17 protein-coding genes are annotated in these 14,303 nt (G+C 44.2%); 8 read left to right on the top strand and 9 right to left on the bottom strand.

Going from position 1 to position 14,303, the window contains the following annotated elements; genetic code table 11:
- Positions 1–131 precede the first annotated feature (131 nt).
- Positions 132–1,238, top strand: a complete 1,107-nt coding sequence (locus tag MSG34_RS01605; protein ID WP_172378730.1) for a 1-acyl-sn-glycerol-3-phosphate acyltransferase — start codon at positions 132–134, stop codon at positions 1,236–1,238.
- Between the two features lie 153 nt (positions 1,239–1,391).
- Here MSG34_RS01605 and MSG34_RS01600 read toward each other — a convergent pair whose 3' ends face one another.
- Complete coding sequence (locus MSG34_RS01600) at positions 1,392–1,991, bottom strand: hypothetical protein (RefSeq protein ID WP_248336095.1); 600 nt, start codon at positions 1,989–1,991, stop codon at positions 1,392–1,394.
- A gap of 103 nt (positions 1,992–2,094) precedes the next feature.
- On the opposite strand from MSG34_RS01600, the gene MSG34_RS01595 reads away from it, so the two are divergent.
- Entirely contained in the window at positions 2,095–2,391 is a 297-nt protein-coding gene (locus MSG34_RS01595; RefSeq protein WP_248336094.1) for a YnjH family protein, read from the top strand.
- A gap of 36 nt (positions 2,392–2,427) precedes the next feature.
- Here the strand turns inward: MSG34_RS01595 and MSG34_RS01590 are convergent, their stop codons facing one another.
- Complete coding sequence (locus MSG34_RS01590; RefSeq protein WP_017062761.1) at positions 2,428–2,727, bottom strand: YfcZ/YiiS family protein; 300 nt, start codon at positions 2,725–2,727, stop codon at positions 2,428–2,430.
- A 532-nt stretch (positions 2,728–3,259) separates the two neighbouring features.
- On the opposite strand from MSG34_RS01590, the gene MSG34_RS01585 reads away from it, so the two are divergent.
- A complete protein-coding gene (locus tag MSG34_RS01585; RefSeq protein WP_004731875.1) occupies positions 3,260–3,721 on the top strand; it encodes a TetR/AcrR family transcriptional regulator in 462 nt (153 codons plus the stop codon).
- Positions 3,722–4,105: 384 nt separating this feature from the next.
- On the opposite strand, the gene MSG34_RS01580 is transcribed toward MSG34_RS01585, so the two are convergent.
- From MSG34_RS01580 to MSG34_RS01555, 6 genes are all read right to left on the bottom strand, one after another.
- Positions 4,106–4,888: a heme ABC transporter ATP-binding protein gene (locus MSG34_RS01580; RefSeq protein WP_248336093.1), complete on the bottom strand. Its 783-nt coding sequence runs from the start codon at positions 4,886–4,888 to the stop codon at positions 4,106–4,108.
- Positions 4,888–5,925 (bottom strand): iron ABC transporter permease, encoded by a 1,038-nt coding sequence (locus MSG34_RS01575; RefSeq protein WP_048609731.1) that lies wholly within the window; start codon positions 5,923–5,925, stop codon positions 4,888–4,890. Before MSG34_RS01575 ends, MSG34_RS01580 begins: the two co-directional genes overlap by 1 nt.
- A gap of 124 nt (positions 5,926–6,049) precedes the next feature.
- Positions 6,050–6,937 carry an ABC transporter substrate-binding protein gene (locus tag MSG34_RS01570; protein WP_248336092.1) on the bottom strand — a complete coding sequence of 296 codons (888 nt, stop codon included), beginning with the start codon at positions 6,935–6,937 and terminating at the stop codon, positions 6,050–6,052.
- A gap of 165 nt (positions 6,938–7,102) precedes the next feature.
- Positions 7,103–7,516, bottom strand: a complete 414-nt coding sequence (locus tag MSG34_RS01565) for a biopolymer transporter ExbD (RefSeq protein ID WP_248336091.1) — start codon at positions 7,514–7,516, stop codon at positions 7,103–7,105.
- Positions 7,513–8,214 carry a MotA/TolQ/ExbB proton channel family protein gene (locus MSG34_RS01560; RefSeq protein ID WP_048610699.1) on the bottom strand — a complete coding sequence of 234 codons (702 nt, stop codon included), beginning with the start codon at positions 8,212–8,214 and terminating at the stop codon, positions 7,513–7,515. Before MSG34_RS01560 ends, MSG34_RS01565 begins: the two co-directional genes overlap by 4 nt.
- A gap of 2 nt (positions 8,215–8,216) precedes the next feature.
- Positions 8,217–9,020, bottom strand: a complete 804-nt coding sequence (locus tag MSG34_RS01555; protein ID WP_248336090.1) for an energy transducer TonB — start codon at positions 9,018–9,020, stop codon at positions 8,217–8,219.
- A 161-nt stretch (positions 9,021–9,181) separates the two neighbouring features.
- Between MSG34_RS01555 and hutW the strand changes: the two genes are divergently transcribed.
- The 4 genes from hutW to MSG34_RS01535 all read left to right on the top strand — a co-directional run bounded on the left by hutW (position 9,182) and on the right by MSG34_RS01535 (position 12,530).
- On the top strand, positions 9,182–10,591 hold the full coding sequence (hutW, locus tag MSG34_RS01550) for a heme anaerobic degradation radical SAM methyltransferase ChuW/HutW (RefSeq protein ID WP_050643294.1): 1,410 nt from the start codon (positions 9,182–9,184) through the stop codon (positions 10,589–10,591).
- A 57-nt stretch (positions 10,592–10,648) separates the two neighbouring features.
- Positions 10,649–11,170 (top strand): heme utilization cystosolic carrier protein HutX, encoded by a 522-nt coding sequence (gene hutX / locus MSG34_RS01545; RefSeq protein WP_016784265.1) that lies wholly within the window; start codon positions 10,649–10,651, stop codon positions 11,168–11,170.
- A gap of 155 nt (positions 11,171–11,325) precedes the next feature.
- The gene (gene hutZ / locus MSG34_RS01540; RefSeq protein ID WP_004731858.1) at positions 11,326–11,856 is read left to right on the top strand and encodes a heme utilization protein HutZ; all 531 of its coding nucleotides are present in this window, start codon (positions 11,326–11,328) and stop codon (positions 11,854–11,856) included.
- 113 nt (positions 11,857–11,969) lie between these two features.
- Positions 11,970–12,530 (top strand): ATP--cob(I)alamin adenosyltransferase, encoded by a 561-nt coding sequence (locus tag MSG34_RS01535; protein WP_048610703.1) that lies wholly within the window; start codon positions 11,970–11,972, stop codon positions 12,528–12,530.
- Positions 12,531–12,624: 94 nt separating this feature from the next.
- Here the strand turns inward: MSG34_RS01535 and MSG34_RS01530 are convergent, their stop codons facing one another.
- Positions 12,625–13,539 carry a chemotaxis protein gene (locus MSG34_RS01530; RefSeq protein ID WP_248336089.1) on the bottom strand — a complete coding sequence of 305 codons (915 nt, stop codon included), beginning with the start codon at positions 13,537–13,539 and terminating at the stop codon, positions 12,625–12,627.
- A 281-nt stretch (positions 13,540–13,820) separates the two neighbouring features.
- Here MSG34_RS01530 and ppiC point away from each other — a divergent pair, with 281 nt between their 5' ends.
- Complete coding sequence (gene ppiC, locus MSG34_RS01525) at positions 13,821–14,102, top strand: peptidylprolyl isomerase PpiC (RefSeq protein WP_258185064.1); 282 nt, start codon at positions 13,821–13,823, stop codon at positions 14,100–14,102.
- The last annotated feature ends 201 nt before the right edge of the window (positions 14,103–14,303 follow it).

Here is a 14,303-nt window from a genome sequence, read left to right as displayed (position 1 = left end):
AAAGAATGCCAACAATAACAGGGGATTTTCAATGTTTCTGGTCTGACCTTGTCAAAAGTATGGGCTCTGTAGCTGCGAGAAGTCAAAACAACGCGTAGAATGAGCCAGCTTTTTATTATATGAATTAAAAAATGACCTCTCCAACCGATCCATATGTTGATATTCGTCCTTACGGCGATGATGAAATTCCAGCGGCACTAAACCGTCTTATTAATGATGAAGAATTTATCAGTGCAATCTTGCACTACCGTTTTTCAAACCATGCGTCTTGGTTCAAAGCATTAATGAGCCCGATTTTGCGTGTGTACTTAAAAATGAAGTGGAGCAAGCTGACTAGCGTTGAATCCATTCAGATTGAAGTGAAAAAGTACTTACGCGACACGTTAGCGAAAACCACTAACGGTGTGACGTACACTGGTATCGAGTCACTGGATGCGAACCAAGCTTATCTGTTTGTATCAAACCATCGTGACATTGCTATGGATCCTGCGTTGGTAAATTACGCTCTGCATCAAAATAATCATCAGACTTGTCGTATCGCTATTGGTGACAACCTGTTGAAGAAGCCATGTGCGACAGAATTGATGCGTTTAAACAAGAGCTTCATCGTAAAGCGTTCTCTGAAAGGACCACGTGAGATGATGAAAGCGCTAGGGCAGTTGTCTTCTTACATCAAGCATTCTCTAGAAACAGGCAACTCAATCTGGATCGCTCAAAAGGAAGGTCGTGCGAAAGACGGTAACGATTTTACTGAGCCAGCAATTTTGAAAATGTTCCACGTTGAAGGACGTAAGCAAAAAATTGCTTTCCCTGAATACGTGAAGTCATTGAAGATTGTTCCTGTGGCTATTTCTTATGAGAACGACCCATGTGACACAGCTAAAGCGATAGAGCTTTTCGAGAAAGACGTAAACGGCAGTTACGAAAAGGGTGAGTTTGAAGATATCGAAAGTATCATTCAAGGCATCATCGGTAATAAAGGACGCGTTCACGTTGGCTTCGGTCAGGTTATCGACCAAGATTTTGATACCCCTGAAGCGCTTGCTGAAGAGATCGATCGTCAGATCCACGATAACTACAAACTGTTCCCAGTAAACTTGCTGGCAGCAGAAAAAGAAGACGAGTCGATTACAGCGGCCGTTAAACAAGAGTTTGACGCTAAACTATCGAGCCTGCCACAAGGTGCGCGTCAGTACTTGATCGATAGCTACGCGAACCCAGTGAAGAACATTGGTTAACGAACGTTAGCTTGCCAGTTGATTAGCAACTTGATTGAATTGAAAAAGGAGCCTTGGGCTCCTTTTTTGTTTCTGAATCGCTACTTGCTGCTACGACCGAGCATTAACGTATTAGAGCAATAGAGCATTAGAGCATTAGAGCTTCAGCCTGAATTAGCGAGCGACTGCACCACCAAGCTCTAGATTGGTTGGCCATGTGGTTACAGTGTTGCCGCCCAGATAGATGTTGCCTTTGACTGTCATGTTCTCGGGGAATGTTGTAATCCCAGAACCGCCTATATATAAGTCGCCATCAACCACGATCCCGTTGGGTAGCTCAGTCAAAGGAGTGCGGATCACGCTCAGATCGCCTTTCACTCTAAAGCCATTCGGTAGCCTTTCCAGTGGAGTATCGGTGAGGTTGATAAAGCCGCCCACTCTTACACCTCTTGGCCAACTAGTGATTTGGCTGCCAATCAAGTCGACGTAACCTTTTATCTTAACCCCGCTCGGGACTCGAGCGAGTTGGCTGTTAGAGCCTTTTAGGCTGCCGTTCACTTCTAACCCTTTGGGTAGGCGTGTGATCGCAGTATTCTCTATATTGAGATTACCATCTACCACCAAGCCCGTTGGAAGTGATGTATAAGGCTTATTTCGTAGATATAAGTTTCCGTAATTATCGAGATGGTTCAATATTTGATAGTGATCGAGTGGTTCAGCACTGACATTTGTTATGGTTAAGGAACCAATAATAAGTGCAATTATTCTGAGCATAACAGGCTTCTTATTACGATAGACGCTTACACTATAATGGAAAAATTAATCTCGCATAGTGTTTTACCCATTTGGCGGTAGATTAACGAGGAATGGAGCAAAGATGATAGGTAAATCAATGATTAGAGTAAATATACGAATTGTTAAGGTCTTTCTGATAGCCGCTTCAATGTTTGGCTCAATGTCTGCGAGTGCCAACAAAGTAATTTCAACGCCCGGTAAAGCTGCGGTGGTAGTGACACAAGGCGGTCAACAGCAACGAGTTTGTTATTATGATGACAAGGCTTATAGCATTGGGGCGGTGTTAGAGGTGGGGGGCGTAGTGATTCAGTGCGCTGCAGAAAACGATTTTGAGCAAAATGGGTCACTGGCTTGGGTTCAATTAAAAAAAGACGAGTAATTCACTCGTCTTTTAATAAGAATATAAATGCTTATATTAACGCGCTAGAGAGCGTGTCTTAAGTTCAAAAATAATCTTCTCAGCGCTAACTTCAAATTTGAAGCGAGCGTGCAACTCTGTGCTTTCTTCAGTCATCTCTGATGCTTCAAATTCAACGTTGCTAGACACTTGTTTAGCAAGTTCAACGTACTTAGCAAACTCAGCTTCAATAAGTGCTTTTGAGTTTCCGTAAACCGTTACTTCAGCAACATCGTCGCCTTCTTTAATGATGAACCCGATTTCGCCTGCACAGCCGCAAGCTTCACATACATCGTTGTTACCAATATCTTGGCTCATAATAATAATCCTCTTACAAAGTCTGAGGTTATTCTAACGAGCAATTTGAACTGTATCTACAAAAATTAAAATCTTTGAACTAATTTGTACTGGTATGCTATGTTGTTTGTTGAAGGGGTTAAATGAATGTGTACATTCGCGTCGCCAAATATGTATGTGATCTATCTCATGTTTTGTTGATAAGCAGTGTCATTAATTTGTTAGAATATCATTCAGTTAGTTGCGTCGTAACTAATTTTATAAGACTATCTATTGCTTGATAGGTATTTATACAATGAATTTATTGTTGGGTATTTGATATTCTAAGTTGTTATTTTAGATTAACCACTTAGAGAGGTAAGGTGACTTTCGAAGAATAATTAGACAAAGTGCCCAAAGAGGCAGCACTGTAAAATTGTTCGTACAAAGTATTTGTTGGTATTTAATGGAAATACTTGCGAAAAAATACCTTGCTCACATAATGCTGATAACGATTTTCATTCTGACTTCATTTGATTGAGTTAGATGGATTTACAAAGAGAAGAGCCTGAATATGCCAAAGCGTAGTAAAGAAGATACAGAAATCACGATCCAGAAAATCATGGATGCCGTTGTAGACCAGCTACTAAGATTGGGTTACGACAAGATGTCATACACGACGTTGAGTCAACAAACGGGTGTTTCTCGTACAGGTATAAGTCATCACTTTCCAAAGAAAACGGATTTTACTGCTGCTCTAGACGGTCGTATTTTCAAGATGTTCATGGAACACATTGACTTCGAAAATGGCCTTGACGCATTTTCAGCTAGCTGGGTTGCAGCACTTGAAGACGCTGAGTTCCTAGCAATCTTACGTTTACTTTTCCATCATATCGTTACTGCTGAGAGCGCGCATGAGTTCGCTGCAAACGGTATTGATCGTCTATACAAGCTGACTGAAACTCAGTTTGGCGATACTAGCGGTAAAGAACTAGAGTGGTTGATTGGTAAATCATTGATTCGTATGAGCCAATAATCAGCACTCAATAAAAGAAGCTCCTGCGGGGGCTTTTTTTGTGCCTGTAGTTTCACTTCTTGTACGTTTTTCTCTCAATCCCACATCGATGTCGCTGTTTGCTGAATGATGTTATTTCTTTTCTTTTTATATGCTTACGCCCGTGACTTGTTTTCCTCTTCAGTGTTAAAAGCTAAGTAACCCTAACGGGTAGTGTTCATTTCTAGAGCCTCAAATGCTCAAGGTGAGTCGTTTTGGTGTTTGCTGCTGTGGTTATTAATAAAATTGAGTTTAAGCTGAGAGAGTGGCTGTGAGCCAATAAAAAGCCCCGAACAAATCGAGGCTTAGGATTACGTCATTGTTATCAAGAACGAATACTCAAAACGAGTCGCTCCTTAATCGGACTTATTGTGCGGGGTGAACCTGAGGGAAGCTCATGGTTGGGTGTTTTTCTACGATACTTTTGTAACCATACACATCTTCTATCATCGAAGGTTTCAGCGCATCCCAAGGCTTGCCATCACACACCAAATTGCCATCTTTCAATACCACCAATCGATCGGAATACTGCGCGGCTAAGTTGAGATCATGCAAAACTACGATAACCGCGGCATTGTGGTTATCGGCTAATTCTCTCGCAATCTTTAAGGTGTTGTGCTGGTGGGCAAGATCCAGTGCAGAGGTTGGTTCATCAAGCATCAAAATACATTGGTCACCAGAGTGGTGAAGCTGAGTTAATACTCGAGCCAAGTGCACTCGCTGCTTTTCACCGCCTGATAGCGAAGGATAAAGTCTTTCACTCAGGTGAGTCACATCGGCAACATCCATTTTTTGACTAGCAATGCTGGTCAGCTTCTTGTTGGACTCTAGCAGAGGAATACCACCAAGTTCGACAACTTCATGTGCCAAGAATGGGAAGGTCAAGGTGCTGTGTTGAGGAAGCATAGCAAGGTGCTTAGCTAATTTTTGAGAAGGCCACTTGTCTTTGCTGTGTCCAAAGTATTGAATATCGCCGTTGCTTGATATCTCTTGGCACAAAGCTTTAAGCAGCGTGCTTTTACCTGCGCCATTTGGCCCAAGCAGTGTGGTTACCTTTCCCGCTTCAATCTCAATAGAAACGCCATCTAATATCACTTTAGTGCCGAACTTCACTTCGATATCGGTCGCTTTTAAAGCTGAAGGAAACATTAAAGGATTCTCCCTTTCTGTTGAAATAGTAGATACAAGAAGAATGGAGCGCCGATAATCGCAGTGACAATACCAACAGGCAGCTCAGCCGGAGCAAGTACCACGCGTGAGAACATGTCTGCGGCGGTTAGCAGTAGTGCGCCTAGTACCGCTGATAGTGGCAACAGAACTCGGTGGTCAGGGCCTGCTAACATGCGACCTAAATGCGGGATAACCAATCCAATAAAACCAATCATGCCAGACAGGCTAACTGTGATACCAACGCCTGCAGCCGTCAGTAGAATCAGCTTTCGTTTCAGCTTTTGAACTGGGATACCAAGGTGTTGCGCTTCTGACTCACCCAGTAACAGGGCATTTAGAGACATCGCTTGGCGGTAGAAAACAACAAACAATCCAACGAGCGTGACAGCAGCCAGCAAGATGCCTGACCACTTAGCGCCTGCCAATGAACCCATCGACCACAATGAAAGATCGCGCAGCATTTGGTCATCTGCAATGAAGTTCAAGAAGCCAATACCAGCACCGGATAGCGCACTGATCGCCACGCCCGCTAACAACATGATGGTGACAGAGGTGCCGAATTTACCCGTGCCCAGCTTATACACCAACAGTGTGGTTAAAGCGCCGCCAAGAAAAGCGAACACAGGAACCGCAGCAAAGTTCATGAAAGCTGGATATTGAAGTGATAGCTCAGAGAAAAGTACGATGGCCAGTGCTGCACCTAGCGCCGCACCAGCAGACACACCGATGATCCCAGGCTCAGCAAGCGGGTTTCGAAATAAGCCCTGCATAACAGCACCACATAACGCGAGAATCGCACCAATCAACATACACAAAATGGTTCTAGGTAAGCGAATCTCTTGAATCACCAAGTTGATGTGGGGGGCCAAGTCATTGTTTGGCTGGAGTAAGCTCGCTGCGCTGTCAGCCAAGCTAATGTTCATTGGCCCAACGGTGATTGAAAACAGTGCGACGAAGACTAGGGTAGCACCTAGGCCTAGCATCGATGTTTTCAGCGGGACGGATCGTAACAACATAAAGGGCCTCAATGTCCGTCACTAACTTCAATATCCATCACCAACATTGTGAAAGTAGGCTGGTGACGGGCATTGAACTAGCAACAGTAAAAATAGGGTAGTCGCGTTATAGCGGGTAGATAAGTTATAGCGGATAGATAAGTGCGTTTAATCGTTTCGCTTCAGAAAGGCTTTCAAGGCCAAGTCCGCCAACCAAAGCACTGCCATTTACGGTAATGATTTGCTTGTTCATACCTGCAGGCGTTGCCGCTAACATAGGTAGCGATTTCAGGATGGCATCAGCACCGCCCATTTTTTGGTAGCTACGGCCACTGACTAGAATCACATCGGGCTGCATTTCTACCAGTGACTCCATCGATAGTGGCTTGTAAGACGTTAGGCTTTGAGCTGCAGGGTTCACACCGCCAGCCAATTCAATGATCGCGTTTGGTGAAGTCTCACCACCGGCAACGTTCGCAGGGCGCCCTTCATGCAATAATAGGAAAAGTACTTTCTTCGCTTCGTTGCTTGGTACTTGGTTCGCTTTCAGTGCAGCAATCTTCTGATTTACTTCAGCTTTAACTTGCTGTGAGTGTGCTTCGGTATGGGTAATCTTGGCGATTTGGTCGATACGCTTTAACAGCCCTTCAACGTTTGCTTCAGTGTTGACGATCTCTACATCGACACCCGCCGATTTCAATTGAGAAATCGCGTTGTCTGGTCCCATTTCATCTGAGCCAATCAACGTGGTCGGTTCTAGGGCAAGTAAGCCTTCCGCAGACAGATTTCGGTGATAACCAATCTTTGGCAGGTTTTCTGCTTGAGGAAAGTGGCTGGTTACATCAATCGCGACTAGCTGCTCTTCAGCACCTAATGCCAAAACCAATTCAGTAACGGCACTGCCAGCACTGATGATTCGAGGTTGTTCAGCATCGTTGGCCATTACGGGTGCGCTAAGTGCCAAGCTCATAGCGGCAACTGAAAGGAGATGTGTCTTAGTCTTTAATTTATTGAGCACGTTTAAGTTGTTCATAATAAGTTCTTTATATTTTCTTTTTGTATCGCGAAGATACTCAGTGAGCAGTCCGTTCGCATTGTGAGTTCGAATCGATAGAGAGGCTTAGTTCTGTCTATTTGGTCTTAGCTATCAGGAGCTAAATTTCATAAACGCTAGGCCTCATAGAAATTGAGTTTTGTTCTAGCCATCGTCCGTGAGCAGCTGAGTCGCTGGTATTCCGTTCTCTTGAAGGAATGACAGCAACTTCACTAAGTTTTCAACGTTGGCGGCTTTGTCTGCACCAATGATGATCGGCTTTTTATCCGTTGAATCAGTCTCTTCTAACAGGGCAATTTTGAAGTTTTCCCAGTCGATGTATTCTTGGCCGTTAATTGCCCAGTAGGGTTCACGGTCTAAAATATTGACGCTAATCGAATCCTTGTGGACTTCAGAAACGTTTTTGACATCCGAACTTGGCAGCTCAACTTCTAGCGATTCCAGCTTTACCGATGCCGTAAGCAATAGAAAAACCATCACGATAAAAATGATGTCGAGCAGCGGTGTTAAGTCCGGCGCTAGGCTCTGTGTGTGAGATGAGTGGGGCGTTTTAATCATGCTTGGCTCACATCACCGATAGAAGATTTGTTGACAGGCTTGCCTTGAGTATCATCAGACTGATTGGTTTGAATCGACATGCCTTCTAGCCACACATTCACATAGTTCAATGTATGCTCCAATTGAGCCAGCACTCGATCGGCCCATAACCCTAGTAGCTGAGCACCTGAAATAGCTGGAAGTGCAATCATCAAACCCGCAGCTGTGGTTCGCATTGCTAATCCAAGACCGTCTGCCAAGTCATTAGGAGTGATGCTGCCTGTTGTCGCGGCAACGCCTTTAAACATCTCAATAAGACCAAGTACCGTACCAAGCAAGCCGATGAGTGGGCTGATCACGCCGATCAAACCAAGCAGTCTTAAACCTGCATGAAGCTGGTGGCGTTTTTCTTGTAGCCAGATCCCAGCGGCATCTTCTCGTAACCCTTTTGAGAAAGAGTGGTGAGCAAGCAACATTGACACGCCCTTGTACAGTAGCGGGCGTTTACCTGAAATCGACTGAGCAAGCGCTTCAATTTCTTTACTGTTGGTTGGTGAAATTTGGTTAAGCTCACGACGAATGGCACGTTTGCCCACACCAATGCTGAGCATGACTTGGAAGACACGTTCAGCGATGATCATTGCTGTTAATGCTGAACAGATAAGAAGAGGCCAAGTCATTAAGCCAAGTTGATCTTGTAAGTAACTGATTTGTTGCATGATTAATCCAACCTAAAACGAACAGGTATTTGTACTCGGTGAGCAATCGCTCGACCGTTGACAGTGTGAGGAGAGAATTTCCATTGTTTAATGGCATCTAATGCGGCGTTATCGAGCATTAGCGCGCCTGATGAATTTACTAATGCTTGTTTAATTTGTTTGCCTTCAGCGTCTAGCCAGATCTCATAAGTCGCGACACCTTCAACGCCACGGCGTCTTGCTTGGCGAGGGTAATTCGGTGGGGTAGGACGCGCAGAGAACGAAGGTTTAGTGACCAAAACTGGCTCTTGGTTTGATACGCCTTGGTTTACTTCCTGAGGCTGGTTGGCAGATTCGTCCATATTCTTATCGACTTTCTTGTCGGCTAGCTTCTCTGGTTGTGGTGCTGGTTCTGGGCGTTCTTTCTTCACCACCTTTTTCTCAGTCACAGGTTTCTTTTGAACCGGCTTCTTCTCAACTTTCTTTTCAACAACCTTTTTTTCTACTTTCTTTGGTTGAGGCTTATTGGCGATCGCTTTTTTCTTTGGAGTTGGCTTAGCTTGCTTTGGCTCAACTGTTTTTGGTTCGACTGGTTTAGGTTCAGCTTGTGAGACGGCTTCTTTTACTGGTTCTGGTTCAACTGGCTCTGTGATTGTTTTTTGCTGAGCTTGTGAAGGAACGCTCTTAGGAGTGAAGTTGATCGATACCGTGTTCGATTGGCTACCTGCAGGCATCGCAAATACTTTGGATTCTTGAGCGACAAACAACAACGCGGCATGAATCACTAACGATGCACCGCCTGCAATAACATATCTAGGAACGTTCACAATCAATCCTTTACCAAATCAAAATTCTGTATCGGATTATTGCTTAGAATCTAAATAAGATCAATTATCAATTGCATTATCATTTGCGTGTATTTATGATTCTCTCAGTTTTTAGCGAATAGTCTTCCAGACTTTGCTATGTAAGTGTTTAGAGAGATTATATGAGTCTTAATATTTATAAATTTGACGAATCAATCTTGGGCATTTCTAGCCCTGATCCGCTTCGTTTTGCGTTTGCGAAAAAGCATTCTGCACATGCCGGAGGAAGTTCAATTCCGGTCGACCCCAGTAAGAAGTTAGAACTCTTTGACGAACTGATGCTGAGTGAAGGGAAAAAACAGGATAAGCGTTGCTTGTATATCCACATTCCTTTCTGTCGTGTGCGTTGTACGTTCTGCAATTTCTTCCAAAATGCCGCAAGCCGTAAATTAGTGGATGAGTATTTCGATGCACTGATGGTCGAGCTAAAGCAGAAAGCCAAAACGCCTTGGGCTCAGTCTGGACTATTTCACGCCGTCTATATTGGTGGCGGAACACCCACCGATTTGTCACCTCAGCAAGTTGAACAGCTGGGTAAAGCGATTCGTCAATATTTCCCACTAGCAAACGATGTTGAGATGACATTGGAAGGGCGCATCAATCGATTTGGTGACGAGATGTTTGATCGTGCGCTTGAAGGTGGCTTCAATCGTTTCTCATTCGGTATTCAAAGTTTCAATACTCAAGTTCGACGTAGTGCTAAGCGCCTAGATGACCGAGAGGTTGTGCTAGAACGTATCAGTTCACTGAGCCGTACCGAGCAAGCGCCAATCGTTCTTGATCTGCTATACGGATTACCACACCAATCTATGGAAGTGTTCCAGCAAGATTTAGAAGACTACATGTCTACTGGCGCGCACGGCATTGACCTCTACCAACTGATTGTAGCGGGCAATGCACCTATGCTTAATCTTGTTGAGAAAGGAAAAATCCCACCACCTGCGAATACGCCAGATAAGGCGAGCATGTATTTGGCGGGTGTGGAGTTCATGGCAAAAAATAAGGTCAAGCAACTGAGCGTAAACCACTGGACTCGTGATAACCGCGAACGAAGCATTTACAACAGCTTAGCGAAAACTTATGCCGAAGTTCTACCCATTGGTTGTGGTGCTGGTGGCAACATCGGTGGCCATGGTGTAATGCAGCATCGAACTTTAGATAGCTACATGGAGTCTATAAAGCAAGGTCAATTACCTATTGCCATGATGACTAAGCAAAGTTCATTAGAGCCTATCTTCTCAACATTAAAGGCAGGTTTCGATTCTGGTGTTGTTAGAAGAAGTACGCTACCGAGCTTTATGGGGCAAGACACGTTCGACTACCTTAAGCCTTTGTTCGCGCATTGGGAAAAAAACGGTTTGGTTGAGCTTTCGGAAGATTATCTGAGCCTGACTATTGCCGGCAGTTTTTGGGCGGTAAGCCTAGCGCAGAGTGTAATTCAAGTGCTTAACGCTGAATATCAAGCTATGCACCCAGCGCCTAAAGCATCAGGTTCGGGCGTACACCCGCATGCAAGTTTGAAGCACGCTTAATATCGAATTTTTAGTTTATAACTTACGTAAATTACTCGTTTATACGGAACATATTCAATGACAGATACAACATTAGAAATGACAGAAACTCTAGAACAACGCGTAGCTCTAATTTTAGAAGAAGAGCCAAAACTACTGCCAACAGCAATTGCTGAGAAGCTAGGTGTTTCAGAGGTTGAAGTGGTTGCTGCTTTTCCAAACGACATGGCGGTAATGCTAGATGGCAGCCGTGCTCAAGAGATTCTAGAAGGTTTAGTGGGTTGGGGCCCTGTGACCACTATCGTGCATTCATTTGGTTCTATCTTTGAAGTAAAAGCGCCATTCCCGAAAGGTAAAGTAGCGCGTGGTTACTACAATCTGATGGGCAAAGAGGGCGAGCTTCATGGCCACCTAAAACTGGATAACGTTAAACATATCGGTTTGGTGAGCAAGGCGTTCATGGGTCGTGAAAGCCATTACTTCGGCTTCTTCAGTGAAACCGGTGAGAACATTTTTAAGATTTACCTAGGCCGCAATGAAAAGCGTGAGCTTATTGCCGACCAAGTAGAACGCTTCAAAGCGCTAAAAGAACAAGCTTAAGTACGATCTACAGTAAACAATCAGCAGCAATCTTACATAGGGTTGCCAACTGGCTTAAACAAGACATCAATGCTCGAGGATCGTTTAGTTCGCTAATGATCGCTCAACCTCGGGCAAAAATAATAAATCAGAGAAAGTGAAGAAAGGAATTACCCATGGAACAGCAAGTAAAACAAGAACGTCTACAAGGTCGCCTAGGTCCAGAAATTAAAGAGTTTCGCCAAGAGCGCCGTACCCTTCAGCTTGCAACGGTTGATGAAGAAGGTCGCCCGAACGTAAGTTACGCCCCTTTCGTTCAGAACCAAGAAGGTTACTTTGTTCTGATTTCTGATATTGCTCGTCATGCTCGTAACTTGAAAGCGAACCCTCAGGTCTCTTTGATGATGATTGAAGACGAAGAGAGCTCGAAGCAACTTTACGCACGTAAACGTTTAACGTTTGATGCACAAGCGAGTGTTGTAGAGCGTGAAACAGAGCTTTGGACTCAAGTGATCGGCCAGATGCAAGAGCGTTTTGGTGAAATCATTGATGGTTTGAGCCAACTGCAAGACTTCTCTCTGTTCAACCTTAAAGCAGAGAATGGCCTGTTCGTTAAAGGCTTTGGTCAAGCATACCAAGTGTCAGGCGACGATCTGGTGGACTTCGTTCACCTACAAGAAGGCCACAAAAAAGTATCTAATGAGTAATCTCGTTTAACCGATTTCTTCAGGAGCCCTCCAATGTGAGGGCTTTTTTATGTCTAAATCAAAGAGTTTGGTATATTGGCGTTTGATAACTATTTATGTGTAAGGATCGGTACGTGAAACCAGTAAGTCGAGATTGGGACGAGTTTTGTTATCCGTTTATCTATGAAGACAGTCCTATCTGTGATTTTGAGATTTTGTCGGATGAACTTTGTTGCCGAGTTGGATTAGTGTTGTCTTTAGAGCTAGAGCCTCAGGTTCGTGAGATCCTGCAACGCTTGCAGCCAAACATCTACCATTTGAATGGCTCTGTGCGCGGTAAGCTTGCCATCACCGAGTCTGAATTGGTCGAGCTCAAGCAAGACTATCATCGTATCCGTGAGCAGCTAGAAGGTGGTTTTAAAGGTTTTGTCTTACCCGGTGGGCACCGAGTGTCTAGTGAACTTCACTTGTGTCGTTGTCAGGCTAAAAAGGTCGTGCGAGCTTTGGTGAGTATTGAACATCATGAAAGTAAAAAGTCGCCAGACCCGATTCTTTTCAAATACGCCAACTTAGTCGCGAACACTCTCTATGCATTGGCCTCTTTTACCAATCATGTCAATGAAGTCGAGGAAGTGGAATTTGTGAGTAAGAGCTACTCTATGCCGAAAAAGTCTATGCCAGAAAATAAAGACTAACGGTTAGCTCTATTCTTATTAAGATTTGAAGAAAGAAGAGACTAAGAAGCTAAACCATTGAGCACTATGCTAGGTTTAGCTTCTAAAACAGAGCCTAAGCAGCCGTAGAGGCGCCGTTTAAGACTTTTGCACCGCGTAGCATAGCTTCGATTAATTCACCCGCGTTGAACTTCTCAAGCGCTTCATGCGCCCCCACCTGATTGGCACGGTCGACACAGATTTCACTGGACAGTGAGGTATGCAAAATACAGTAAGCGTGACTTAAAGCGCTGTCGTTTTGCACTTCAAATGCAAGCTCATAACCATCTAATCCCGGCATCTCGATATCACTCACCAGAAGATCAATGGCATTGCCAGCGCTGGCTTGGCGTCGCATCAGGTCGATGGCATCTAAGCCGTTGTTACATATGCTGTAAGGGATGTTGATGCTGTCTAAAGCATCAGATAACTGTTTACGTGCAATCAAAGAGTCATCCACTAATAAGATGTTCAACGCTTTGAGGCGTTCCCTTTCTATATCGGTCAGCATCGGGATATGCGCATTCTCATACGCTGGGTAGATCTTAGAAAGCAGCAGTTCCACGTCGAGCATTTGCACAATACGGTCTTCGAAACGTGTAATACCGGTAACAAACACATTGCGACCCACACTGGTGGGTGGAGATTCAATACTCTTCCAGTCGCATTCAATAATTTTATCAATCGAACGAACCAAGAACGCCACAACTGTTCTTAAACAATCAGTCACGATGAGTACACAATCTTGGTATTCAGCGGGTGTTATCGGACGGAAGCCAATCGCAGCGGACATATCAATAACTGGAACTGTAAGGTCGCGGATAGTCACTGTACCAATCACGTGATGATGGGAGTAGGGGATCTGAGTCATCGGCTGAAAAGGGACGATTTCTCTGACCTTAAGCGTGCCAATCGCAAAACTTTGAGTGAGGGATAACTTGAACATCAACATTCCCTGTGACTGACTCGCTTTACTGATCGGTTTGGCCATAAGTGGCTCCTACTTAATACACGCTTAATTTATAAGGATTAATTTAAAGGGAAATGGAAGCCGCAGCAAGTCGCGATGCGGTTTTTAATGGCCTTTAAGGCAGTTGTTTTCGGTTATAGAGTGAAGAATAGCGGTTCTTGGGTTAAAATCACGCTAAACGCAGGCTGTCGATGGATTTATGTCGATAAGTCGTTAGCGGCAAACAGATTTACAACAGTCAGTACATTAGCGATATTCTAAGCAACCGTCGCAAGTAAACTGGCAGCAACAAACTGAGAATTATCATGGCAAGAACAGCAGCAGCGCTTCATATTTTGGTGAAGCATAAAGAACTAGCAGAAGACATCATGACGCAGCTCAAAAAGGGCGCTAAATTTCAAACGCTAGCGAAGAAACATTCAACCTGTCCATCTGGTAAGAAGGGCGGCGACCTAGGTGAGTTCAAAAAAGGTCAAATGGTGCCTCAGTTTGATAAGGTTTGTTTCTCTGGCGAGACGCTTGTACCACACCTTGTGAAAACAAAATTCGGTTGGCATGTGGTGAAGGTTCTTTACAGAACTTAGTCATAAATATGTGTTAGATTGAATAAAAGGAGCGTATATACGCTCCTTTTTTGTCACTTTTTGGTGCATTTAAAAGCACAATGGTTGAGTGTTCATCCCAGACGTTATGCGATAATTGGTGCTACGCCCTCAACCATCCGCCGTGACTAATTGGTAGGAGGAGGAGGGGTTTTAATGAGTAACTCATATAATAAATACCAT

This window comes from Vibrio sp. 1CM2L (assembly GCF_023161695.1).
GTDB classification, from domain to species: Bacteria; Pseudomonadota; Gammaproteobacteria; order Enterobacterales; family Vibrionaceae; genus Vibrio; species Vibrio coralliirubri.
The sequence above is the reverse complement of the archived record's forward strand: the minus strand, read 5'-3'. Positions and strand labels throughout refer to the sequence as shown.